Below are 24,838 nucleotides of genomic sequence, written 5' to 3'. Positions count from 1 at the left end.
AACAATTTAGAGGAGTACGCTGATCTCACCTAAACAATCTAGGTGAGACCATGACCCAGCCCGTGCTTCCAGGTACTTTGGAAATGCTGGCCCTGAAGGCGGTTTCGCTCGGCGCCGAGCACGGCCTGGGCCTGCTGCAGCGCATCCAGCGCAGCTCGGGCGACGCGCTGCTGGTCGAGCAGGGCGCCCTGTATCCGGCCCTGCACCGGCTGGAAGCCCAGGGCCTGGTCAGCACCGAGTGGGGCGTGTCGGACAACAACCGCCGCGCCAAGTACTACGCCATCACCGCCGCCGGCCGCCGTCGCCTCGGCGAGGACACCCGCCAGTGGCGCCAGCTGGTGGAGGCCATGGAGGCCGTGCTCACCGCCCAGCCCGGAAGCCTGCGCGCATGAGCCCGCGCCGACTGCGGCTGTGGCTGAACGACGTGCGTGCGCGCCGGCGCGTCGAGCGCGAACTCGAGGCCGAGCTGGACTTCCACCTGCAAGCCCGCGCCGACCAGCTGGAAGCGCAGGGCCTGGACCGCATCGAAGCGCTGCGCCGCGCGCGCATCGAACTGGGCATGCTCGAACTGCATCGCGACGACGTGCGCGCCGCGCGCGGGCTGCGCTGGGTGGACGCACTCGTCAACGACCTCCGCTATGCGGCGCGCAGTCTGATGCGCAGCCCGCTGTACACGCTGACGGCGATCGGCGTGCTCACCCTGCCGCTGACCGCCGCCCTGCTGCTGCACGCCATTCTCGCCACCTATGCGCTGCACTCGCCGCCCATCGAAGACCTCGAGCGCTGGGTCAGCCTGGAGGGACGCAGCGCGACCCAGCACGGTTTCACCCAGTTCAACGCGGACGAGGCCGAAGCGCTGCTGGCCTCGCCGCCGGCCGCCTTCAGGGGGCTGTACAGCGTGCGCACGCTGGGCCAGCCGATGCTGGTGGATGCGCATCTGCACAAGGGCATGGGTGCTGCCGTCTCCGACAATTTCTTCGAACTCGCGGACGTGGGCGCGCGCATCGGTCGCGTGTTCGGCAGTGGCCTCGAAGCCGATCGACTCGGGGTGGTGCTCAGCGAGAACGGATGGGCCCAGCTGTTCGGCCGCGCGCCCGACGTGGTCGGCCGCAGCCTGGACATCGGCGGGCATCGCTTCGCCGTGATCGGGGTGGCGGACCGTCGCTTCAACGGCAGCCATCCGATCGCCCAGCTCTACTTCGTTCGTCACGGCGACGCTGAGGCCCTGTTCCCGACGCAGCGGGAAGACCTGCTGTTCGCGGTCAGCGGTTTCCTTGCCGCGGAGGCGACCACCGAACGGGCCACGACGCAGCTGGCCGGCCGCGCCGCCGAGCTGTTCGCCGAACGCCCAGAATTCATGCGCCTCGACCACATCGAAGTTGAGCGGCAGTTCGGGCGCCTGGGCGCCGACGATCGTGAGGAACTGCTGCTCACATCGCTGCCGCCCGCGCTTGCGGTGCTGCTGATGCTGCTGATCGGCTCGGCCAATCTGGCGAACCTGGTGCTCGCGCGCTTCGCCGCACGCGCCGGCGAACTCGGCGTTCGCAGCGCGCTCGGGGCGAGCCGTGGGCGATTGCTGTCGCGGCTGCTGGTCGAGTGCGGGCTGATCGGCGGCGCCGCCGCCGTGCTCGCCCTCGGGCTGGCCGCCCTGCTGCTGGCACCGCTGCACGCGCGCGTGTTCGGCCTGATCGCCGAGCTCGGCGCCAGCCTGGTCGACGTGCGCCTCGGCTGGGACAGCGCGGCGCCGGCCCTGGCGCTGACCCTGCTGTGCACCCTGGTCTTCGGCCTGCTGCCGGCGCTGGCGGTCACGCGCCGCTGCAGCCTCGACGGCAGCGCCTCGCAGCGACATCTGCCGGCGCACGCGGCCAATCGTCTGCGCAGCGGCCTGATGGTCACCCAGATCGCCGCCAGCTGTTTCCTGCTGGTCGTGGCCGGCCTGATTGCCGCGAATGCGCGTCAGGCGCTGCAGACGCCGCTCGGCTATGCGCCGGAGCGGCTGGTGGGGCTGTCCGCCGGCAGCGATGCGATGGCTCTGCGCCAGCGTCTGCTGGAACTTCCGCAGGTCCAGGCGATCGGCGCCAGCTCGCACATGCCGCTGATGAGTGAGCCCCTGCGCGGTGCGGCGCGCACCGTCGATGCGGAGGGCACGGCCCGCAGCCTGAGCGCACAGATCCGCCCGATCGACAGCCAGTGGCTGCGACTGCTCGACCTGCAGGTCCTGCGCGGCCGCCTGCCGTATGCGGACGAATCCGGTGCGGTGGCCCTGCTGTCGCGCAGCGCGGCCGAGCGCCTGTGGCCCGGCGAGGACCCGCTGGGCCGCGCGCTGGATCTGATCGAAAAGAAGGACGTCTGGACGCAGGCCGAGCGCGGCGGCGACGACGCCCGGCGTGACAGCCTGGAGTCGACGCGCCGGGTGCAGGTGATCGGCATCGTGCCGGACGTCGCCACCGGCTTTCTGTTCGCTGGCGGCGACGGCCCGGTGGTGTACACCCCCGCCCGCTTCGGCGATGCCGAACTCGGCAGCCTGCTGCTGCAGCTGAGCGACACGCGCCCTGAGACCATCGCCGCGGTGTACCGGGCCTGCGCGGACACCAGCGCCCGCAGCCACTGCGCGCCCTTCCGCATGACCGATGCCCTGCGCATCCAGCGACTGCCGCTGATCGTGGCCGCCGAGATCGCCCAGGCGCTGGGCGCCATCGCCGTGCTGATCACCTGCCTCGGTCTCTACGGGCTGGTCGCCTATGCCGTCCAGCAGCGTCGTCGCGAGCTGGGGCTGCGGCTCGCGCTGGGCGCGTCGCGCGCGCGTGTGATCGGCACGGTGATGCGCGATGCGCGACGTCAGATCGCGCTGGGGCTTGTCATCGGCCTGCCGCTGGCGTTCGCGCTCTCGCGCGTGCTCGCCAGCCTGACCGACCGCATCACCTCCTTCGATGCGATCGCCTTCGTCGGTGTGCCGCTGCTGCTGGCCCTGCTGGCCGCGGTCGCGGCCTATCTGCCGGCACGAGCGAGTGCGCGCATCGACCCCGCCGAGTCCCTGCGCGCCGAGGGCTGAGCGCTTCCTGGATGCGGCTCCCGAGCATGGGCCGCGAGGCCAAGGCACCGCGCGTCCGTCACGGGGCGAGACCCGCGCCGTCACCACGCTGGCCTGAAGCGGAAGGCGCAGGGTGCTGGCATGCTGTCGCCGGAGCACGGCCCTGCGCCGCAGGCGCGAACACCGATCAAAGCCACGGCGGGCTTGACCGGTGTCGCACCCAGTCCTGCGGCCACCGTCCAGGAGATCGCGATGTCACCCAGCTCAAGCAGCAGCCGCGCCCAGATCCTGCTGCCCGCACTCGCCGGCCTGGCCGTGGCGGCGCTGCTGCTGCGGCGCCTGCTGCCCGAGCTCAGCCTGCTGCAGCATCCGCTGATTCCGCTGTGGTGTGCCTTCGTGCTGACCTATGTCGGCGCCGCCGCGATCAGCCTGTTGCCGGCGCCCTTGGGCCGCCCCATCGATCGCCTGCTCGACAAGCACCTGGGCCAGTGGGGCGCCGGCGTGTATGGCCTGATCGGTCTGTCGGTGTTCCTGCGCCTTGAAGCGCAGAGCCTGATCGAGGGCCTGCAGGAGATGCGCGATGCCGCCGAGGTCGCGAAGGGGCTGCTGCGCGACTGGCTGATCGGCTTCAGCATCGAGTCGCTGAAGAACGTGATTGCAGCGTCGATCTGGCCCGTGCAGGTGATCCGGCAGGGCGGCGTCTGGGGCTTTCTGGGCTTTCTCGGCGCCTGTTCGGCGGTGTTCGAAATCGGCCGACGCTGGATGCCCGAGCTGCAGGCGCGGCTGGAGGCGGAGGCGCCCGAGGCCGGCGACGCCAAGGCGTCGAAACCCGGCCAGTGAGCGCTGCCGCCTGAGCTCACGGGGCGCCGTCGGCTCAGGCGCCCTTGATCAGGCCCAGCGCCGGCATCAGCATGCCCAGCACCAGATAGCAGCCGCACACCGCCCAGTAGTCGCTCGGCTGGCTGTCGCGATCGATGACACCGCGGAAGTAGGCCTTGCCGGTGAGCAGTGCGATCACCAGTGCCGTCAGGAACAGCCCGCTGAACCCGTCCATTCAAGAACGCTCTTTCCGATGCGAAGCCGTCACGACACGTCGCCGGCCGAGCTGCGACAGCGCGCCGAGAGCGTCGCAGTTTCGCTGCCGGCTGCGTACCCCTGAGTTCCGCCTTTCACCTTCACGCGGGGGGCGGGCACAATCCGGTCGGGGAAGTCAGGGCTGCCGGCTCAACCGGCCGTACGCGGGGAGTGGAATGGAGCGCATCGCAGACGACAGCCCTCTGGGGCAGATCACCGCCATCCTGGCCGCGGCCGGGGATCCGAATCCGCTCGACAGCCTGCTGCCGCTGGTGCACAGCGATCTGCGCCGGCTGGCCCGCGCGCAGCGCCGGCAGATGGAGCCGGGCGAGACGCTGTCGACCACGGCCCTGGTCAACGAGGCCTACCTCAAACTGCGCCGCGCCGACTATCCCAACCTCGCCAACCGCGCGCATTTCTTCTCGCTGGTGGCGCGCGCCATGCGGCAGATCCTGATCGACCACGCGCGCTCGCGGCTCGCCGAAGCCAAGCGCATGCAGCATGTCCAGCGCGAGCTCGATGAAAAGCCCGGGGAAGATGCGCGCGAGCTGGCCCGCCTGCTCGAAGTGGATTCGGCCCTGAACGAACTGGAGAAGGTGCAGCCACGGCTGGCGCAGGTGGTGATGTACCGCTACTTCGCCGGCTACTCGGCGACCGAGACGGCCGAGCTGCTCGAAGTCACCGAGCGGACGATCAATCGCGACTGGCAGAAGGCGCGCGCCTTCCTCAGCATCGCGCTCGACCAGCCGATGGCGGAAGACGACGGGACGAGCGCGCAGTGAGTGATTCCCTGTCCGACCGCTTCCGCAGGCTCGAGCCGCTGCTGGACCGCGCGCTCGACCTCGATGGCGCCGAGCGCGACAACTTCCTGCGGATCTGCGCCGAGATCCACCCCGATCTCTACCCCGACCTGCTGAAGGGCCTGGGCGCCGAAGACCGTGACCTGCCGAAGCTCGGCGGGCTCGCCGCCCGCGTCACCGAGGAACGCACCACCGACCGCCGCGGCCTGCAGGCCGGGCCCTGGCAGCTGCTGGAAAAAATCGGCCGCGGCGGCATGGGCACGGTCTATCTGGCCAAGCGGGCCGATGGCGCCTTCGACAAGCGCGCGGCGGTGAAGCTGCTGCGCAACGCCGACCTGCGCTTCAAGCAGGCGCTGGAGCGCGAACGCCAGCTGCTGGCGCGGCTTGAGCACCCGGCGATCGCGCGGCTGATCGACGGCGGCGTGCTGCCGGACGGTCAGCCCTATCTGGTCATGGAGCTGGCCGAGGGCCTCGACCTCGACAAATGGGCCGCCCAGGAAAAGCCCGACCTCGACACCCGCCTGCGGGTGTTCCTCGACATCTGCGGCGCGGTCAGCGAAGCGCACGCGCAGCTGATCGTGCATCGCGACCTCAAGCCCTCGAACGTGCGGGTGAACCGGGAGGGCCAGGTCAAGCTGCTCGACTTCGGCATCGCCAAGCTGCTCGACAGTGACGTCAAACAAGGGGAGACGCGCGCGTTGGCGCTGACCCCCGAGTACGCGGCGCCTGAGCAGCTGCGCGGTGAGCCGGTCAGCACGCGCACCGACGTGTATGCGCTGGGTGCGCTGCTCTACCAGCTGCTGACCGGACGCACGCCACACCCCGGCTTCGACGGCGATTGGGCGAGCTTCATCAGCCGGGTGTGCGACGAGGACGCCGATCCGCCCAGCCGGCATGAGACCCGGGAAGTGCCGCGGGCGCGCCTGCGCGGTGATCTGGACGCGATCGTGCAGATGGCGCTGCAGCGCGATCCGGCCCGGCGCTACGCCTCGGTCGAGGCGCTGGCCGACGACCTGCGCCGGCATCTCGACGGGCGCCCGGTGCGCGCGCATGCGCCAAGCCTCGGCTACCGGCTGTCGAAGTGGCTGCGCCGACATCGACTTTCGGCCGGCCTCGGTGCAGCGGCCGCGCTGGCGCTCGGTGCGGGCCTGGCGGGCGTGCTCTGGCAGGCCCGCACCACCGCCGCCGAACGCGATGCCGCGCAGGTTCAGGCGCAGCGCTACCAGGCCGTACTGGAGCACCTGGGCCTCATGTTCCGCGAGGCGGCGGCGGGATCCGGCGATGTCTCACGGCTGTCGGCGCGCGACCTGCTGGTCAACAGCACGGCACAGCTGGAGCGCGCCTTCGCGACCGACCCCGCGGCGGGCCAGCTGGTGCTGGCGACGGTGGGCGAGCTCTATGTCTACCTGCAGGACTACAGCGCCGCCGGCACCCTGCTCGACCGCTTCGTCGAAGTCGACGACGGCAGCGCGCCGAGCAGCCTGCGCGCGCAGGTACTGGGCGACCTCGCCCTGGTCGATGTGCGCCGCGGCGAGGCCGGGCGCGCCTGCACGCGGGCCGAACAAGCCATCCGCCTGCTGGAGGCCGAGCCCTCGGACCAGCGCGGCGTGATCGCCAACGTGCTGGGCAACTACGGCCAGTGCCTGCGCCTGCTCGGGCGGGTGCCGGAGTCGCTGGCCGCCTACGAGCGTGCCGCCGCCCTGCGCTATGCGTTGTCCGGCGCCGACAGTCCGCTGACCGCCAGCGCCGACAACAACCTCGGCACGGCGTATTACCAGGCCGGCCGGCTGGCCGAGGCGCGGCAGCGCCTGAACCTCGCGCTGGCGGGCTTCGAACGCAATGACCTCGGCCGCAGTGCCCAGGCCGGCAATGTGCTGAACAATCTTGCCGCGATCGCTTTCAGCGAGGGCCAGCTTGGCGAGGCGCAAGCCCTGTTCGAGCGCGCGCTCGAGGTGCAGCGTGCGGTGTTGGGCGATTCCGCGGCGCTCGGCGCGCTGACCAACAACTTCGGCAAGCTGCTCACGCTGCGCGGCGACCTGCAGCGCGCCCAGCGACTGCTGGCGGAATCGCTCGACCTGCAGACACGCTTCGTCGGCGCCGACTCGCCGGATGCCGGCTTCACCCATCTGAGCCTCGGCGACCTGCAGCTCGCGCAGCAGCAGGCCGGGGCGGCCGTGAGCTCGTTCCAGCTCGCGCTGGCGCTGTTCGAGGGACGCTTCGGCCCCGACCATCTTTTCGCGGCGCGCGCGCGCCTGGCGCTCGCGCATGCGCAGGCGCGCGCGGGCGACCCGCGCGGCGCCGGCGAGAGCTATCTGCGCGCGCTGGACGCGCTGGCCGCCCTGCCCGGCGCCACCCCGGCGCGACTGCGTGCGGGCGGCCACTGCCTGCGCCTGCAGGATGCGCTGGGCAAGCGCCTGGCCCGTATCGAAGCCACCGACCTGAGCGGCTGCGAGGGCTTGATCCAGACCCTCGCGGCCGACCACTACGAGCGCCTCGAAGCCGAAGTGCTGCTGGCGCTGGCGCGCGGCGATACCGACTCACCGCGGCCGCGACTCGTCGCGCTCGCGGCCGCACTGGGGCCGAACAGCCCGCGGCTGGCGCAGCTGCGGCGACTGGTGCCCTGATCCCGGCGAAGCCCGCAGCGCCGCCGCCCCGGCGCAGCCGGGCCGGGGTCCAGCGTGTCTTGAACACCGCCGACGCCGCGCAGGGCGCGCCGCACAGGGCGGGGTCCGGCTCGGGCTCCGCCCAAGGCGCGAGCCGCCCTCCGCAGCGCGCGACGGCTGCGCGAGGCCCCGTCTGCAACTGGACGCCATGTCATATCGCCGATGGGCATTTGCCCCGGACGACCGGCTGCCGGGACTATCCGCCGACGCCCCGCGCATCGACCGCGCACCCCCGAGGCCCCGACGTGGCACGTTTCCTGGTCTTCCAACATGTCGCCGCCGAACCTGCCGGCACGCTGGATGCGCTGCTGCGGCGGCGAGGCCATCGACTCCGCTTCGTCAATTTCGGCCGCGATCCCGAGGCCCAGCCGCGCGTGCAGGGCTATGACGGCCTGATCGTGCTGGGTGGCGCGATGAACGTGGCCGATCAAGGCCAGCGCCCGCACCTGCGCACTGAGCTGCAGTGCATCGAGTCCGCCCTGCGCCACGGGCTGCCCGTGCTGGGCATCTGCCTGGGCGCACAGCTGCTGGCGCATGCGCTCGGTGCGCCGGTGCGCCGTCTGGCCCAGGCCGAGATCGGCTGGCATCGCATCGAGGCCACCGCGGCAGGTCGCGAAGACCCGGTGCTGGCACCGATCGGTCGCGGCGCACCGGTCTTCCAGTGGCATGGCTGCGGCTTCGATCTGCCCTCGGGCGCGGTCCAGCTGGCGCGCTCGGCCCTGTGCGAGCAGCAGGCCTTCCGCTTCGGCGAACGTGCATACGGACTGCAGTTCCATCTGGAAGCGGACAGTGCGCTGATCCAGCGCTGGCTTCATACGCCGTCGTATCGCCGCGAACTGGAGGCGCAGGGTGCGATCTCCGCGGTTGAACGCGTCCACACGGCGACCCAGCGCCTCGTGCATGCGCAGGCGGCGCGCGCGGAGGCGGTGTTCAGCCGCTTTCTGGATCTCGCCGGCCCCGCCCCGCGGCCCGCCCACGGCCGCCGGCCGGCGACGGCGTGGTCGCCCTGGCAACGGCAGGCGCGGCCGATCGAACTGCCGCTGCGCGCGCTGGGCTGATCCCAGCGGTAGGCGCCTCCGGCGGCCGTGCCCGACGCCTGTCAGATCGCGCCCGGCAGCCGCCCGCAGCGCGCGCTCCGGCGCGTGAAGGTTCTGCGAGAATGGCCGCCGACGCGCAGTTTGCCGTCGCCGCATGCAGAGGATGCGGCTCCCCTCCCGCTGCACCCACTCCAGGTGAATCCCATGAGTCGAATCCTCCGCGCGCCGACGATGAAGCGTCTGGCGCAGCTCTTGCCCGGCCTGCTGTTCGCGGCCAGCCTGCCTGGCCTCGCACTGGCCCAGACCGCTATCCGCGCCGGCACGCCGGTCAGCGGCAGCCTCGGCGCCGATACCCCCAAGGCCGATGACGGCACGCCCTACGCGCTCTACGAGTACAGCGGCCGCGCCGGTGAGCGCATCCGCGTCAAGATGGAATCGGAGGCCTTCGACGGCTTCCTCGCCGTCGGCAGCACGGCCGCGCCGGGCTGCTCGGAGGACTGCAAGTTCGACGACGACAGCGGCGGCGAGCTGAACCCGCAGTTGAGCTACACCCTGCCCGCCTCGGGCAAGGTGCAGATCCGCGCCAACAGCATCAGCGGCGACGCCCGCGGTGACTTCACTTTGACCGTGACCGCACTGCCGGCGCCGGCGCCGGCACGCCCCCAAGCCCTGCGGCTCGACACCGAGACCAAGGCCGCGCTGGACGAAACCTCGGCCCGCGACGAAGACAGTGACCGTCCCTATGCGCTGTGGACGGTGTCGGGACGCCGCAACCAGGAGGTGGTGGTGCGCGTCAACGCCGACGCCTTCGACCCCTATGTCGAGTTCGGCCAGCTGCAGAACAACCGCTTCACCAGCAGCGCCAGCGACGACGACAGCGGCGGCGGCCTCAACGCGCGCCTGCGTGTCACCCTCGACAACAGCGGCCGCGGCGTGGTCAAGGTCACCAGCGCCTCGGGTGATGCCAGCGGCGAGTACACGGTGTTCGTGGGCGAGCCGCCGGCCAAGCGGCCGATCAACGTGCAGCCGATCGCCGTGGGCGATTCGGTGCGTGGCACCCTGGACGACAGCGACCCCTTCGACGACGAGGAGACCCGCTTCGAGGTCTTCCGCATCGAGGGCCGCCCGGGCCAGCGCGTGGTGGCGCGCCTGCAGTCGGACGCCTTCGACGCCTACCTCAAGTGGGGCGTGCTGGAAGGCGAGCGCCTGATCGAGGAAGCCAGCGATGACGACAGCGGCGGCGGCACCAGCGCCCAGCTCAGCCTGACCCTGGACGAGGACGGCGTCGGCCGCCTGCTGGTCAGCAGTCTGGGCGGCGGCGAGGGCGAGTTCACCCTGTCGGTGGTCGGCGCACCGCGCAGCCTGCCCAGCGCACAGCCGGAGCGCTGATCCGCCACGGCGCATCAGCGCTTGAACGCGAAAGGCCCGGGCTCGCCCGGGCCTTTCGCTTTTCAACCGGGAGACAACTCAGAAGCTGTCGGCCGGCACCCGCACAAAGCCTTCCATCAGAATGCGCGCGCTGCGGCTCATGATCGCCTTGGTGACGCTCCATTCGCCGTTTTCGCAGCGCGCCTCGGCGCCGACGCGCAGGGTGCCTGAGGGATGCCCGAAGCGCACCACGCTGCGCTCGCCACCACCGGCCGCGGCATTGACCACGGTGCCGGGAATCGAAGCCGCGGTGGCGATCGCCACCGCCGCCGTACCCATCATCGCGTGGTGCAGCTTGCCCATCGACAGCGCGCGCACGCGCAGGTCGATCTCGTCGGCGCGCACGGTCTTGCCGCTGGAGCTGACGTAGTCGGCGGCGGGCGCGACGAAGGCCACCTTGGGCGTGTGCTGGCGCTTGGCGGCTTCTTCCGGCGTCTTGATCAGGCCCATGCGCAGTGCGCCAGCAGTGCGGATGGCTTCAAACCGCGCGAGTGCTGCGGCATCGCCATTGATCTCGCCCTGCAGCTCGCTGCCGGTAAAGCCGATGTCCGCTGCGTTGACGAAAACGGTCGGGATGCCCGCCGTGATCATCGTCGCCTGCAGCGGACCGATGCCGGGCACCTCCAGGGTGTCCACGAGATTGCCGGTGGGAAACAGCGCACCGCCGCCCTCGCCTTCGCCCTCGTCGGCCGGGTCGATGAACTCAAGCACGATCTCGGCCGCCGGAAAGGTCACGCCATCGAGTTCGAAGTCGCCGGTCTCCTGAACCTGACCGTTCGCCACCGGAACATGCGCAAGAATCGTCTTGCCGATATTGGCCTGCCAGATCCGCACCACGCAGACGCCGTCCTTCGGCACCCGGTCAGGATCGACGTAACCCGCCTGCAGCGCGAAGGCACCCGCAGCCGTCGAGAGGTTGCCGCAGTTGCCGGACCAGTCGACGAAATCACTGTCGATCGAGACCTGCCCGTAGAGGTAGTCGACGTCGTGGTCGGGCCTGGCGCTCTTCGACAGGATCACGCACTTGCTGGTCGACGAGGTCGCCCCGCCCATGCCATCGGTGTGCTTGGCATAGGGGTCGGGGCTGCCGATCACCCGCTGGAACAGGCGATCGCGCGCGCGGCCGGGCACCTGTGCGGAATCGGGCAGGTCTTCGAGGCGGAAGAACACCCCTTTGGACGTGCCACCGCGGTAGTAGGTGGCGGGGATGCGGAGTTGGGGGGCGTGGGGCATGGTAAATCCTTGAGTCTTGTAGGCGTCGCTCCCCTCTCCCCCTGTGGGAGAGGGGTTGGGGGAGAGGGGGCAGGCTCGCCGAACGCTTGGAGAATCACCTCAAGCACAGCCTCGGTGTCTTTCAGCATCTGATCATTCCAGAAGCGCAGCACTCTGAAGCCTTCCGAGGCCAGCCTGGCATCACGAACTGCATCTCGCGCTGATCCGGCGTGCTGCCCACCATCCGCCTCGATCACCAGCTTCGCGCCGAAGTGCACGAAGTCGAGGATGTAGGGGCCAAGCGGCTGCTGTCGCCGAAATTTCTGGCCTTGAAAGCGGTGCGCCCTGAGATGACGCCAGAGGACACGCTCCGCATCGCTCAGGTTCCGCCGCAGTTGCTTGGCGAAGTCGCGAGATTCCATCCCCCTCTCCCCAACCCCTCTCCCACGAGGGGAGAGGGGCTTGTGTGTTCGTACCGCCGAGTCCGCGACAAGCGCTTCAATCCTCCAAGACCGCAGAGGGTTCCAGCCTGTACGCAGGACGCAGGCGCCGTGCGGCGGACCAGCAGCACATTGATTGCCGCCCCTACCCAGCGCTTGGCGACTACCGAGAGGGTCGCAACGCCCTCTGCTTGACTCCCCTCTCCCCTGGTGGGAGAGGGGTTGGGGGAGAGGGGGCAGGTCGCGGCAACCCTCCAAACTTCGTTGGTGCATTGGTGGCTTGGTGCATTGGTGCCGCAGCGTCACGGAGTCCCAGCAGCGCTACATCAAAGAGCGCCGAGAGCCCCTCACGCCACCCCCGCCAGAAAATCCTGCGCAAACCGCTGCAGCACGCCGCCCGCCTCGTAGATCGACACCTCTTCCGCGGTATCCAGGCGACAGCGCACCGGCACCTCGACGCGCTCGCCGTTCCTGCGGTGGACCACCAGGGTCAGCGTGGCACCCGGCGTGCGCTCGCCGATGACGTCGTAGGTTTCGGTGCCGTCCAGGCCCAGCGTCAGCCGCGTGGTGCCGGCGATGAACTCGCACGGCAGCACGCCCATGCCGATCAGGTTGGTGCGGTGGATGCGCTCGAAGCCCTCGGCGACGATGGCCTCGACGCCGGCCAGGCGCACGCCCTTGGCGGCCCAATCCCGCGAAGAACCCTGGCCGTAGTCGGCGCCGGCGATGATGATCAGCGGCTGGCCGCGCTCCATGTAGGTCTCGATCGCTTCCCACATGCGCATGACCTGGCCTTCCGGCTCGACCCGCGCCAGCGAGCCGCGGCGCACCTTGCCTTCGGCATCGCGCACCATCTCGTTCTGCAGGGTCGGGTTGGCGAAGGTGGCGCGCTGCGCGGTCAGATGGTCGCCGCGGTGGGTGGCGTAGGAATTGAAGTCCTCCTCCGGCAGGCCCATCTTGGCGAGGTACTCGCCGGCGGCGCTGTCGAGCAGGATCGCGTTCGACGGCGACAGGTGGTCGGTGGTGATGTTGTCACCCAGCACCGCCAGCGGTCGCAGGCCCGACAGCGTGCGCGGCTTGGCCAGCGCGCCCTCCCAGTAGGGCGGACGGCGGATGTAGGTGCTCATCGGCCGCCAGTCGTACAGCGGGCTGACCTTCTCGCCGCTTTCCACCTGCAGCTTGAACATCGGCTCGTAGACGCGGCGGAACTGCTCGGGCTTCACCGCCTGCTTCACGATGGCGTCGATCTCGGCGTCGCTCGGCCACAGATCCTTCAGCAGGATCGGCGTGCCGTCCTCGCGATGGCCCAGCGCATCGCGCTCGATGTCGAAGCGAATGGTGCCGGCAATCGCATAGGCCACCACCAGCGGCGGCGAAGCCAGGAAGGCCTGCTTGGCATAGGGATGGATGCGGCCATCGAAGTTGCGGTTGCCGCTGAGCACGGCGGTGGCATACAGGTCGCGCTCGATGATCTCCTGCTGGATGGCGGGATCCAGCGCACCGCTCATGCCGTTGCAGGTGGTGCAGGCAAACGCAACGATGCCGAAGCCCAGCTTCTCCAGCTCGGTTTTCAGACCAGCCTCTTCCAGATACAGCGCCACGGCCTTCGAGCCCGGCGCCAGCGAGCTCTTCACCCAGGGCTTGCGCGACAGGCCCAGCGCATTGGCCTTCTTCGCCAGCAGTGCGGCGGCGATGACGTTGCGCGGGTTGCTGGTGTTGGTGCAGCTGGTGATGGCGGCGATGATCACCGCACCGTCCGGCATCAGGCCCTGCGCCTCCTGCGCGCGCGCAGCCTCCAGGTTCACCGCGATGCCCTTGGCAGCGAGGTCCGCCGTGGCCACACGCGCATGCGGGTTGGACGGCCCGGCCATGTTGCGTACCACTCTGGAGAGATCGAAGTGCAGAGTGCGTTCGTAGGTCGCGGTGGCGAGGTCATCGGCCCACAGGCCGGCGGTCTTGGCATAGGTCTCGACCAGCGCGACCTGCTCGTCGCTGCGACCGGTCAGGCGCAGGTAGTCGAGCGTCTGGCCGTCGATGAAGAACATCGCGGCGGTCGCACCGTACTCCGGCGCCATGTTGGAGATCGTCGCGCGGTCGCCGAGCGTGAGCGCTGCCGCGCCCTCGCCGCGGAACTCCAGATAGGCGCCGACCACTTTCGACTTGCGCAGGAATTCGGTCAGCGCCAGCACGATGTCGGTGGCGGTGATGCCGGGCTGCGGCTTGCCCGTTAGCTCGACGCCGACGATTTCCGGCAGGCGCATCCACGAGGCGCGGCCGAGCATCACGTTCTCGGCTTCGAGGCCGCCGACGCCGACCGCGATCACGCCCAGCGCATCGACATGCGGGGTGTGGCTGTCGGTGCCGACGCAGGTGTCGGGAAAGGCCACACCGTCCTGCACATAGATCACCGGCGACATCTTCTCCAGATTGATCTGGTGCATGATGCCGTTACCCGGCGGAATCACATCGACGTTGCGGAAGGCGCGCTTGGTCCAGTCGATGAAATGGAAGCGGTCCTCGTTGCGACGATCCTCGATGGCGCGATTGCGCTCGAAGGCATCGGGCACATAGCCGCCACATTCCACCGCCAGCGAGTGGTCGACGATGAGCTGCACCGGCACCACCGGATTCACTTTCGCCGGATCTCCCCCCTGATCCGCGATGGCATCGCGCAAGCCGGCGAGATCGACCAGCGCGGTCTGACCGAGGATGTCATGGCAGACCACCCGCGCCGGGAACCAGGGGAAGTCGCGCTCGCGCTTGCGATGGACGAGTTGCTCAAGGCACTCGCGCAGGATCGAAGGCTCGCAGCGACGCACGATGTTCTCGGCGTGCACGCGCGCGGTATAGGGCAGCGTGGCCCAGGTACCCGGCTGGATCGCATCGACCGCCTCGCGGGCGTCGAACCAGTCGAGGGCGGTGCCGGGCAGCGGTTTGCGGTGCTGAGTGTTCATTTGAGAGCCGGGATTGGGGAGTCGGGAGTCGGGATTCGTTTGGAGCGCTGGCGTATCGCGCGTCGAGGGATGTTGGGTCTACTGAGGCAACAGCTTCTTGAAGCCAAGGTGACTATCGACATAGCCCAGGCCACGGTAGAACCGATGCGCGTCGATCCGGCTGGCGTCCGAGCTCAGCTGCAGCAGGATGCAGCCACGCTCCCGCGCACGCGCCTCGCAGGCCCACATCAGCAGCGCGCCGAAGCCTTGGCCACGCACATCGGAAGCGATACGTACGGCTTCGACATTGCAGCGCCAGGCGCCGCCGCGGCTGAGGCCGGGGATGAAGCTGAGCTGGGCCATGCCGACGATGCAGCCATCGAGCTCAGCCACCAGAAGCTGCTGATTGGGGTCTGCACTGATCGCTTCGAAGGCCTTGAGGTAGTTGGGGTTGGCAGCGTCGAACTCGCGGTTCTTGCCGAGGGTGTCGTCTGCGAGTAATGCGAGTACGGCCGGGAGATCCGTTTGCTGGGCGGTTCGAAAGCGCAGCGATCGCGTGCACTGGTCGGCGGAGGCTGCTTCAGGGCTCGAAGACATTGCGCTGCTCCATTGGACGCTCTCGCACGTTCGGGCCCGGGCTCCGCTCGGCCCCTCACCCCAACCCCTCTCCCGTCGGGAGAGGGGCCTAAAGCGAGAAGCTCGCAGCGTCACCAGATCAGGCAGGGCGAAGCGATGCACGCTTGAAGCGAATCCCGAATCCCCAATCCCAAATCCCAGCTGTCATCAGGCGCGCTGATCGATCGGCACAAACTTCAGATCCTCCGGCCCCACGTAGTTGGCGCTCGGCCGGATGATCTTGCCGTCGATGCGCTGCTCGATGACGTGCGCGCTCCAGCCCGAGGTGCGGGCGATCACGAACAGCGGGGTGAACATGGCGGTGGGTACGCCCATCATGTGGTAGCTCACCGCACTGAACCAGTCGAGGTTGGGGAACATCTTCTTGATGTCCCACATGACCGACTCCAGGCGCTCGGCGATGTTGTACATCTTCATCGAGCCGGCCTCTTCCGAGAGCTCCTCGGCCACGCGCTTGATCACCACGTTGCGCGGGTCGGAGACGGTGTAGACCGGGTGGCCGAAGCCGATGATGACTTCCTTCTTCTCGACGCGGGCGCGGATGTCGGCCTCGGCCTCGTCCGGCGTGTCGTAGCGCTTCTGCACTTCGAAGGCGACCTCGTTGGCGCCGCCGTGCTTGGGCCCGCGCAGCGCGCCGATCGCACCGGCGATGCAGCTGTACATGTCCGAGCCGGTGCCGGCGATCACGCGGCCGGTGAAGGTGCTGGCGTTGAACTCGTGCTCGGCGTAAAGCACCAGCGAGGTGTGCATGGCCGCGACCCAGCTCGACTTCGGCTTGGTCCCGTGCAGCAGGTGCAGGAAGTGGCCGCCGATCGAATCGTCATCGGTCTCGACTTCGATGCGCTTGCCGTTGTGGCTGTAGTGGTACCAGTACAGCAGCATCGAGCCCAGCGAGGCCATCAGCTTGTCGGCGATGCCGCGCGCGTCGGGATGGTTGTGGTCGTCCTTCTCGGGCGTGAGGCAGCCGAGCACGGACACGCCAGTGCGCATCACGTCCATCGGATGCGCGGACGGCGGCAGCTGCTCCAGCGCGGCCTTCAGACCCGCCGGCAGGCCGCGCAGGCTCTTCAGCTTGGCCTTGTAGGCGTTGAGCTCGGCGCGGTTCGGCAGCTTGCCATGCACCAGCAGGTGGGCGATCTCTTCAAACTCGCAGCTGCGCGCCACGTCGAGAATGTCGTAGCCGCGGTAGTGCAGGTCGTTGCCGCTGCGGCCGACCGTGCACAGCGCGGTGTTGCCGGCGGCGGTGCCGGACAGGGCGACGGACTTCTTCGGCTTGAAGCCGGGGGTGGCGGGGGCGGTGGATTCGGTCACGGTCATGCTCCGTTGACGGGGAGGAAATCGCGCGACTGCCGTTGGCCGTCGCGCGCACAGGGGATCGGCTTACTGCTTGGCCTTGGCGAACAGCGCGTCCAGACGCTGCTCGAAGGCGTGGTAGCCGATCGCTTCGTACAGCTCCATGCGCGTCTGCATGGTGTCGACCACGTTCTTCTGCGTGCCGTCGCGGCGGATCGCGGTGTAGACGTTCTCGGCGGCCTTGTTCATGGCGCGGAAGGCCGACAGCGGATACAGCACGATGCCGACGTCGGCGCCGGCCAGCTCCTCCACCGTGAACAGCGGGGTCGAACCGAACTCGGTGATGTTGGCCAGGATCGGCACGCCCACCGCGGCGGCGAACTGCCGGTACATGGCCAGCTCGGTCATGGCCTCGGGGAAGATCATGTCGGCGCCGGCCTCGACGCAGGCCACCGCGCGCTCGATGGCGCGGTCCAGTCCTTCCACCGCCAGTGCATCGGTGCGCGCCATGATCACGAAGTCGGGATCGGTGCGCGCATCCACTGCCGCCTTGATGCGGTCGACCATCTCGGCCTGGCTGACGATCTCCTTGCCCGGACGATGGCCGCAGCGCTTGGCGCCGACCTGGTCCTCGATGTGCATCGCACCCGCGCCGAACTTGATCAGCGACTTCACCGTGCGCGCCACGTTGAAGGCAGACGGCCCGAAGCCGGTGTCGACATCGACCATCAGCGGCAGGTCGCAGACGTCGGTGATGCGGCGCACGTCGGTGAGCACATCGTCCAGCGTGCTGATGCCGAGATCAGGCAGACCCAGTGAACCCGCGGCCACGCCGCCGCCCGACAGATAGATCGCCTTGAAGCCGGCGCGCTTCGCCAGCAGCGCGTGGTTGGCATTGATCGCGCCCGGCAGCTGCAGCGGCTTCTCGTTGGCGACGGCGGCGCGGAACTTGGCACCGGCGGAAACGTGGCTCATGGGAACTCCTCTCGATAGGTCGATGGCGGACGCGCGCGTTGCAGCAGGCGGCTGTGCTTTCCCTTCCATCAAGACTCATGCCAGCTAAGGCGGAACCCCACAGTCGCTTCAAGCGCCTGTTTTTTAGGGACCTCGCTGCGTCGTAGCGTCGTCCATGTTGCAAGCAATGAAACATTGCGACGCAACTTGCAACACCCGCTGAGGCGACCCGATGCGGGTCGGTGTCGTTCGACAGGTTCGCGACTCCGATGAATGCCTTAGCATCCGCGCCCCGGCAGTCCCCGCCGCGCCACCGGGGACGCGCCAAGGACGGCCCAACGCCCCCGCAGGATGTTCGGATTCAAGCCGAGAGCGGGATCGATCCCTGTGGCCGGTTGCCGTCCTCCCGCTCGTGGCGATGCCTCGAACCCGGAAGATCTGCCGCATGACGCTTCGCCATTCGATCATCGCGACTCTGTGCTGTCTCGCACTCATCCTCATTTCCGCACCACCTGCCTTGGCCCAGACCGCCGTCAGCGGAGTGACCGCCATCGGAGCCGGCGAGAACCACACCTGCCTGCTGACCAGCACTGGCGCCGTCCGCTGCTGGGGCGCCAACGTTCATGGGCAGCTCGGCAACGGTGGCGTCGACCCCTTCGAGACCAGCGCCTTTCCCAGCAATGTGCTGGGGCTGTCCCAGGGTGTGACCCAACTTGCGGTGGGTGACAATCACGCCTGTGTCCTGACTGAGCAGGGCGGGGTCAAGTGTTGGGGAAGCGTTGTCGACTACCTGCCCGGCAACAACAGCCCCTTGAGCCGACCGGTGGATGTCGAGCTGGGTCGCGCGGCAGTCGCGGTGGCGTCTGGCAACGGTTTCAGCTGCGCCCTGCTCGACTCCGGCGCGGTGGAATGCTGGGGCACAAACACTTTTGGCCAGCTCGGCATTGGCAGCTTCGACTTTCCGTTTGCGCCGGCGAGCGTGGTCGGTCTGCCGGGCCCCATGCAGAGCATCGAGGCTGGCGGCACCTCAGCCTGTGCGCGCAGCGCGGCGGGCGCGACCTACTGCTGGGGCAGCAACGGTGATGGCCAGCTCGCCCTGGGCACCTTCGGCACAAACCAGCCGTCGGCGACCCCGGTCGAGGCCTTGGATGCGGCCTATGCCGCGATCCGCTTCGGCGGAAGCCACGGCTGCGGCGTCAGGGCTGGCGCCGCGCTCTGCTGGGGGCTCGCCGTCTACGGTCAACTGGGGAATGGCTCCCTCGCTCGCCAAGCGCTGCCGGGCGCGGTCACCGATCTGGGCACGGGCGTCGCCCGCGTCAGCGGCGGCCTGGAGCACAGCTGCGCTACCTTGGACGACGGCACCGCGCGATGCTGGGGACGCAACAGCAACGGCCAGCTCGGAAACGGCACCAGCACGCAGCGGCTGCTGACCCCCGTGCAGGTGACAGACCTCAGCGGGGTTGCATCGATTGCAACCGGTCACCGCCACAGCTGCGCGGTGCTGGTGTCCGGCGGTGTGCGCTGCTGGGGCTCCAACAGCAGGGGCCAGCTGGGTGATGGCACCACGCTGTCCAGTCTGGTGCCCGTGGTGGTAGTGCAGCGTTCTGTCCCTGATGCGCCCACGGCGGCCACGGCTGTAGCCGGCGACGCCAGCGCGACCGTCAGCTTCCTGCCGCCCGCTCGCGATGGCGGGCTTGCGATCCTGGGCTATGTGGTGACCAGCCAGCCGGGCAACGTGCAAAGCGGGCTCTGCGCAGGTTCGCCCTGCCCCGTTTCGGGCCTGCAGGACGGCACCGCCTACACCTTCACCGTGGTGGCCCGCAATGCGCTGGGCGACAGCCCCGCGTCGGAACCCACCGCAGCGGTGAGCACGCGCCGCGTGCAGAGCCTGAGCTTCGGCCCCAATCCCGGCCCCCTGCCCCGCAATACCAGCGGTGCCAGCGTGACGGCAACCGCAAGCAGCGGGCTAGAGGTGAGCTTCAGCAGCCTGAGCCCGGAGGTCTGCGAGGTCGATTCGGCCACCGGCGCGCTGAGCCTACTGGCGATCGGCCAGTGCACCGTGGCCGCTGACCAGGCCGGCACGCCGGAGTACCGCCCGGCCGCACGAATCACCCAGACCTTCGAGATCCTGCGGTCGCTGCAGAGCGGATTCGGCGTCTCGGCGCAGACCCCGCTGGTCTTGCTGGGCGGCAGCACCGTGGTAAGTGCTGCAGGCGGCCAGTCGAGTGGCGCGCTCGGCTTCGCCCTCCAAGCGGGCTCGCCCTGCACGCTGTCGGGAACCACGCTCAGCGGCAGCGACGTGGGAACCTGCACCGTGATCGCCACCCGTGAGGGCGATGCGGAGTTCCAGCCTGTCAACGCCAGCGTTTCGGTCAACGTGTTCGCCCGCGGCCTCTCGGATTTGCAGGTGCCAAGCCAGAGCCTCACCCCGGCCTTCAATCCGGCGGTTGGCCTCTACCGCCTGGTCGTTGCCAATGGCGTGCAGCAGATCCCTGTCCGCGCGACGGCGAGAGACCCCTCCGCGGCCGTGCTGGTCGGCGGCCAGCTGGCGACGACGGGGACCGCCTTGCCGGTCAATCTCAATGCCGGCACCAATGTCGTGCCGGTGACCGTGATCGCCCAGGACGGCAGCCAGCAGACCTACCAGCTGATCGCGACCCGCCGCTTCGCGCAGAGCATCCAGCTCGACCTGCCCTCGAGCGCCGTGTTGGGCGATGCGCCGCTGCCCTTGGCTGCCACGGGTGGGCCCTCGGGCCAGCCGGTGCAGGTCAGCAACCTCACGCCGACGGTGTGCGCCTTCAGTGGCAACGAGCTGCAGCTGCTGAGCGCCGGCACCTGCGAGCTGCGCGCCAACCAGGCCGGCGATGCCAACCACGACCCCGCGCCGGAACTGGTGCGCACGGTCCACATCCAGCCCGGCGTCGACCTGCAGATCAGCGTCGACAACGGCGTCAGCAGCGTCGCACCGCAGAGCGCCGTGGTCTATCGCATCGAGCTCGGCAACGCCGGCCCGAGCCCCGCGCCGGGTGCAGGGTTCAGCGTTTCGACGCCCGCGGCACTCGGCGACATCGAGTGGATCTGTACGCCGCTGCAGGGCGCGAGCTGCCCCTCGGCCTCCGGCACGGGTGCGCCGGCGCTGAGCGTGGATCTGCCGGTGGGCGGCATGCTGCGCTTCGAGGTCGGCGGGCGCCTCAACGCCACGCCCGGCAGCACCCTGAAGTTCAGCGCCAGCCTGCAGCCACCCGCCGGCACCGTCGAGCGCGCCGCCAGCGACAACACGGGCGTGGACACCGATCCGGTGCAACCCTTTGGGGTGTTCAGCAACGGCTTCGAGGCGGGCGCGGACGGCCTGCGCATGCAGCAACGCTGAGCCCCGGTCCGAGGCCGTGCGCTCCCGCTCGGCCCGGACACCGAAGCCACGCCCGGGGCCCCACAGGCTGTCTGCGGGGCCCCGCTGTTTTGTGCCGTCGCAAGAGTGTTTCAATGCACCACCTGCACTGAAACACGCGACATGAGCGCGCATCCCGAATCGACCCGCCTGCCCGTCATCTGGACGGCCTCCGTCTCGCGGCTCTCGCAGCTGCTGCGCGAAGTCACGCCCGAGTTCGACGGCCGCGCCCGCATCGAGAACTTGAACCTCGGCTTTGAGGACGCGGTGCGCCACATCCGCACCCGCCTGCCGCGCGAGCGGGTCGACGTGCTGATCTCGGCCGGCAGCAATGGCGCCTATCTGCGCAACCGCATCAGCCGTCCGCTGGTGCTGGTGCGCGCCTCCGGCTTCGACCTGATGCAGGCGCTGTCGCGCGCGCGGCGCATCGCCGAGCGCATCGGCGTGATCACCCACGAGACCGATCTGCCGGTGTTCGCCGAGTTCCAGCGCCACTTCGGCCTCGACATCGCCCAGCGCAGCTTCACCACCGCCGAGGAAGCGCGCTCGGCCGTGGGCGATCTCGTCAGCCAGGGCGTGCGCGCGATCGTCGGCACGGGGCTCGTCACCGAGCTGGCCGAACAGGCGGGCGTGGCCGGCGTGCTGATGTACTCGGCCGACTCGATCCGCCAGGCCTTCGAGAGCGCCCTCGACGTGGCGCGACCGCTGATCGCGCAGGAAGAGCACGCCCCCAGCCCGCGCGCGAAGAAGCCCGGCGCGCCGCGGCACGCGCTGGAGGATCTGGTCGGTGCCAGCGCGGCGATGGTCGAGCTGCGCGAGCAGATCCGCCGCGCGGCGATGAGCCCGGCCACCGTGCTGATCCAGGGCGAGACCGGCAGCGGCAAAGAGCTGGTCGCGCAGGCCCTGCACGGCGTCAGTCCGCGGCGACGCGGGGCCTTCGTGGCGATCAACTGCGGCGCGGTGCCGGAGTCCCTGCTCGAAGGCGAGCTGTTCGGCCACGAGGAAGGCGCCTTCACCGGCGCACGTCGCGGCGGCCGTGCCGGCCTGATCGAAGCCGCGAGCGGCGGCAGCCTGTTCCTGGATGAGATTGGCGAGATGCCGCTGGCCCTGCAGACACGTCTCTTGCGCGTGCTGGAGGAGCGCGAGGTGCTGCGTGTGGGTGCCTCCACGCCGATTCCAGTCGACCTGCGGGTGATCGCCGCCAGCCACGTCGATCTGCGCGCGGCCGTCGCCGAAAGCCGCTTCCGCGCCGACCTGTTCTACCGCCTCGACGTGCTGCGCCTGCGCCTGCCGCCGCTGCGCGAGCGCCGCGAGGATCTGCCCGCGCTGATCACCAGCCTGCAGGACAGCCTGCGCCGGCGCGGCCTGGGCATGCGCGAGCTGAAGTTCAGCGCCGAAGCGATCGCGCTGATGGCTGCGTACCCATGGCCCGGCAATGTGCGCGAGCTGCGCAACCTGCTGGAGCGGCTGCATGCGCAGGTGGATCTGGCGGTGGTGGAGATCGAAGCTGCGCTGTTGATGCGGCTGGCGCCGGAGTTGGGCGCGGGCGCGGCCATGGGCCGGGTCGATCCGTCGTTGCCCGCTTCGATGCGGGTCGGCAATCCTGCGGCAAACGCGACGGCAACTCGCCCCTCGGCCACGGAGCTGCGCGCGTTGCTGGAACGCCATGGCGGATCGCGCAATGCGGTTGCGGAGGCGTTGGGGGTTTCGCGCAGTACCTTGTGGCGGTGGATGCGGTAGGGCGACGCGAAGGAGCTCCCCGGTGAGTCGGGTTGAGCCCCTCCCCTCTCCCGCAGGGGGAGAGGGGCTAAGCTCGCCGCGAAACGTGGGATGACGTGAGATCCGACCATCGATACGCACACGCATGATTCCTCAAGCCGGCAGTGCACCGCGCTCGTCACCGGCGCCCACGGCTTCCTCGCCGGCTTCATCATCGCCGCCCTGCGCGCTCGCGGCTGGCGGGTGATCCGCGGCGTGCGTTTGCAGCCGACCGCTGCGGACGAACGCCACTGCGACTTCGCGCAGGCGCAGAGCAGCACCGACTGGCGCGTCCTGCTCGACGGCGTGGATGCGGTGGTCAATGTCGCGGGCATCCTGCGCGAGACCCGAACGCAGTCCTTCGAGGCGATCCACCACACCGGCCCTTTGGCGCTGGCGCGGGCCTGCGTCGAACACGGCGTCCGCGACTTCGTGCAGATCTCGGCGCTGGGCGATCCCGCCGATGGCGAGTTCATCGCCTCCAAGCATCGCTTCGATGCCGCACTGCTGGGCCTCGAGCTGCGGGCGCTGGTGCTGCGGCCTTCGATCGTCTACACGACGCGCGGCTCCTACGGCGGCACCTCCCTGCTGCGGGCGCTGTCGGCCCTGCCCGTCGTCGTGCCGCTGCCGGGCGCGGGCCACTGGCCGGTGCAGCCCTTGGCGGCGGAAGATCTCGGCGAGCTGGTGGCCGCCGCGCTGGACGGCCAAGAGCGCGGCATGTTCGAAGTCGGCTGCGAACGGCCGATGGCGCTGCGCGAATACCTGCTGCGCTGGCGTGGGTGGCTGCGGATTCCGGGCGCGCGCACGCGGCCGACGCCGCTGTGGGCGGTGGATGCCGCGGTCGCGGTCGGCGAGCGCTTCGGCATCGGGCCGATGGGCCAGACCATGTGGCGCATGCTCAAGCGCGGCAACGTCTGCGCGCCCGATGCACACGTGCGCGTGCTCGAAGCCTTTGGCACCGCACCGCGCGATCTGGATAGCGTGCTGGCGCAGACGCCCAGCCAGGTGCAGGACCGCTGGCAGGCGCAGCTGTATCTGTTGGCGCCCCTACTCCGTTGGACCGTGATCCTGCTGTGCCTGATCTCGGCCTGGGCCGGCTTCGCCACGCCGGCTGCGGAGATCGAAGCGCTGTCCGCGGGCTCTCTGCTCGCGCATCTGCAGCCCGTGGCCCTGGCACGCGTGGCCGGTGGCGTCGACCTCGTGCTCGCGCTGTGGCTGGCCAGCGGCTGGCGAGCGCGCGCCGCGGTGGCGTCGACCCTGCTGCTGGTGCTGGGCTACACGGCCGTGTTCGGCGCGCTCGTACCGGCGCTGTGGCTGGACCCGCTCGGTGGGCTGGCGAAGAATCTGGTGCTGCTGCCGGCACTGGCCGTGCTGTGGGTGCTGAGCGATCGGAGGTAGGGCGATGGACTATCTGTGGCTGAAGTGGATCCACATCCTGTCGTCCACCCTGCTGTTCGGCACCGGGCTCGGCATCGCCTTCTTCCTCTGGGTGGCGCATCTTCGCGGCGATGCGCGGGTGATCGCGGCCACGGCCCGCACGGTGGTGATCGCCGATGCCTGTTTCACTGCGCCGGCGGTGGTGGTTCAGCTGGTGACCGGTCTGCTGCTGTCGGCGCAGCTCGGCTGGCCGCTCGAGGCCTTCTGGTGGCGCGCCTCCGTCGTGCTGTTCTTCGTGGTCGGCGCCTGCTGGCTGCCGGTGCTGTGGCTGCAGCTGCGGGCACGCGATCTGGCACTTGAAGCGAGCGCATCAGGTGCCGAACTTCCGCCGGCGTATCACCGTGCGATGCGGGCGTGGTTCTGGCTGGGCTGGCCGGCCTTTCTGAGCGTGCTCGCGATCTTCTGGTTGATGGTGGTGAAGCCGGGCTAGGACTGCATCACCACCGTTGCGCAGGCGCTGATGGAAGCAGGACTGAGGCCAGAGCGGCGCTCATGGTGGGCCAGGGCCCACCCTATGGCGCCCGGGCTTGGGCTTCCACCTTGGCCTTTGACTGCGCCTCGGGCTTGGTTTCGACCCTGGCCTTCGCCGCCGCTGCAGTTCGGATCTTACGGGCAGAAGGGAGCGCCGTTGTCGGGGCGCCAGGGGATGGTGAGGCTCGCACGATCAGCCCGAGCGCTCTGCCAGCTGGAGAGGCGCCACGGCGCCTCCTTCAGCTCGGACGAGGGTCCAGCAGACGCACTCGCCACTGGGAGT

General features: G+C 69.6%; 18 protein-coding genes. 11 read left to right on the top strand and 7 right to left on the bottom strand.

Features of this window, described 5'->3' with window-relative positions; all coding sequences use genetic code 11:
• Positions 1-50 precede the first annotated feature (50 nt).
• The 3 genes from BLP83_RS10875 to BLP83_RS10865 all read left to right on the top strand — a co-directional run bounded on the left by BLP83_RS10875 (position 51) and on the right by BLP83_RS10865 (position 3,871).
• The gene (locus BLP83_RS10875) at positions 51-392 is read left to right on the top strand and encodes a PadR family transcriptional regulator (protein ID WP_091242477.1); all 342 of its coding nucleotides are present in this window, start codon (positions 51-53) and stop codon (positions 390-392) included.
• Positions 389-3,052, top strand: coding sequence for an FtsX-like permease family protein (locus BLP83_RS10870; RefSeq protein WP_091242474.1), 2,664 nt, complete (start codon positions 389-391; stop codon positions 3,050-3,052). Before BLP83_RS10875 ends, BLP83_RS10870 begins: the two co-directional genes overlap by 4 nt.
• 231 nt (positions 3,053-3,283) lie before the next feature.
• Positions 3,284-3,871: a hypothetical protein gene (locus BLP83_RS10865; protein ID WP_143006650.1), complete on the top strand. Its 588-nt coding sequence runs from the start codon at positions 3,284-3,286 to the stop codon at positions 3,869-3,871.
• 34 nt (positions 3,872-3,905) lie between these two features.
• Here the strand turns inward: BLP83_RS10865 and BLP83_RS10860 are convergent, their stop codons facing one another.
• Positions 3,906-4,085 (bottom strand): hypothetical protein, encoded by a 180-nt coding sequence (locus tag BLP83_RS10860; RefSeq protein ID WP_091242470.1) that lies wholly within the window; start codon positions 4,083-4,085, stop codon positions 3,906-3,908.
• 196 nt (positions 4,086-4,281) lie between these two features.
• Between BLP83_RS10860 and BLP83_RS10855 the strand changes: the two genes are divergently transcribed.
• The 4 genes from BLP83_RS10855 (at position 4,282) to BLP83_RS10840 (ending at position 9,994) form a co-directional block, all read left to right on the top strand.
• Complete coding sequence (locus BLP83_RS10855) at positions 4,282-4,887, top strand: ECF-type sigma factor (protein ID WP_091242467.1); 606 nt, start codon at positions 4,282-4,284, stop codon at positions 4,885-4,887.
• The gene (locus BLP83_RS10850) at positions 4,884-7,529 is read left to right on the top strand and encodes a serine/threonine-protein kinase (protein WP_091242464.1); all 2,646 of its coding nucleotides are present in this window, start codon (positions 4,884-4,886) and stop codon (positions 7,527-7,529) included. Before BLP83_RS10855 ends, BLP83_RS10850 begins: the two co-directional genes overlap by 4 nt.
• 284 nt (positions 7,530-7,813) lie before the next feature.
• Positions 7,814-8,626, top strand: a complete 813-nt coding sequence (locus BLP83_RS18700; RefSeq protein ID WP_176764140.1) for a type 1 glutamine amidotransferase — start codon at positions 7,814-7,816, stop codon at positions 8,624-8,626.
• A gap of 183 nt (positions 8,627-8,809) precedes the next feature.
• The gene (locus BLP83_RS10840) at positions 8,810-9,994 is read left to right on the top strand and encodes a hypothetical protein (protein ID WP_143006649.1); all 1,185 of its coding nucleotides are present in this window, start codon (positions 8,810-8,812) and stop codon (positions 9,992-9,994) included.
• A gap of 78 nt (positions 9,995-10,072) precedes the next feature.
• Here the strand turns inward: BLP83_RS10840 and prpF are convergent, their stop codons facing one another.
• From prpF to prpB, 6 genes are all read right to left on the bottom strand, one after another.
• Positions 10,073-11,242: a 2-methylaconitate cis-trans isomerase PrpF gene (prpF, locus tag BLP83_RS10835; RefSeq protein ID WP_245680021.1), complete on the bottom strand. Its 1,170-nt coding sequence runs from the start codon at positions 11,240-11,242 to the stop codon at positions 10,073-10,075.
• On the bottom strand, positions 11,125-11,667 hold the full coding sequence (locus BLP83_RS19085) for an endonuclease domain-containing protein (protein ID WP_245680016.1): 543 nt from the start codon (positions 11,665-11,667) through the stop codon (positions 11,125-11,127). Before BLP83_RS19085 ends, prpF begins: the two co-directional genes overlap by 118 nt.
• Before the next feature lie 365 nt (positions 11,668-12,032).
• Positions 12,033-14,639, bottom strand: a complete 2,607-nt coding sequence (acnD, locus tag BLP83_RS10825) for a Fe/S-dependent 2-methylisocitrate dehydratase AcnD (RefSeq protein ID WP_091242455.1) — start codon at positions 14,637-14,639, stop codon at positions 12,033-12,035.
• A gap of 78 nt (positions 14,640-14,717) precedes the next feature.
• Positions 14,718-15,215 (bottom strand): GNAT family N-acetyltransferase, encoded by a 498-nt coding sequence (locus BLP83_RS10820; RefSeq protein WP_091242452.1) that lies wholly within the window; start codon positions 15,213-15,215, stop codon positions 14,718-14,720.
• 186 nt (positions 15,216-15,401) lie between these two features.
• The gene (prpC, locus tag BLP83_RS10815) at positions 15,402-16,565 is read right to left on the bottom strand and encodes a bifunctional 2-methylcitrate synthase/citrate synthase (protein WP_245680015.1); all 1,164 of its coding nucleotides are present in this window, start codon (positions 16,563-16,565) and stop codon (positions 15,402-15,404) included.
• 69 nt (positions 16,566-16,634) lie between these two features.
• Positions 16,635-17,522: a methylisocitrate lyase gene (prpB, locus tag BLP83_RS10810; RefSeq protein WP_091242447.1), complete on the bottom strand. Its 888-nt coding sequence runs from the start codon at positions 17,520-17,522 to the stop codon at positions 16,635-16,637.
• A gap of 424 nt (positions 17,523-17,946) precedes the next feature.
• Between prpB and BLP83_RS10805 the strand changes: the two genes are divergently transcribed.
• The 4 genes from BLP83_RS10805 (at position 17,947) to BLP83_RS10790 (ending at position 24,514) form a co-directional block, all read left to right on the top strand.
• Positions 17,947-20,871 (top strand): cadherin-like beta sandwich domain-containing protein, encoded by a 2,925-nt coding sequence (locus BLP83_RS10805; protein WP_176764139.1) that lies wholly within the window; start codon positions 17,947-17,949, stop codon positions 20,869-20,871.
• Positions 20,872-21,012: 141 nt separating this feature from the next.
• Positions 21,013-22,629, top strand: a complete 1,617-nt coding sequence (prpR, locus tag BLP83_RS10800) for a propionate catabolism operon regulatory protein PrpR (RefSeq protein WP_091242441.1) — start codon at positions 21,013-21,015, stop codon at positions 22,627-22,629.
• Between the two features lie 108 nt (positions 22,630-22,737).
• Entirely contained in the window at positions 22,738-24,045 is a 1,308-nt protein-coding gene (locus BLP83_RS10795; protein ID WP_091242438.1) for an SDR family oxidoreductase, read from the top strand.
• Between the two features lie 4 nt (positions 24,046-24,049).
• Entirely contained in the window at positions 24,050-24,514 is a 465-nt protein-coding gene (locus tag BLP83_RS10790; RefSeq protein WP_091242435.1) for a DUF2269 family protein, read from the top strand.
• The last annotated feature ends 324 nt before the right edge of the window (positions 24,515-24,838 follow it).

The sequence above is a fragment of the Aquimonas voraii genome, from assembly GCF_900101825.1.
Classification (GTDB): Bacteria; Pseudomonadota; Gammaproteobacteria; order Xanthomonadales; family Xanthomonadaceae; genus Aquimonas; species Aquimonas voraii.
The sequence above is the reverse complement of the archived record's forward strand: the minus strand, read 5'-3'. Positions and strand labels throughout refer to the sequence as shown.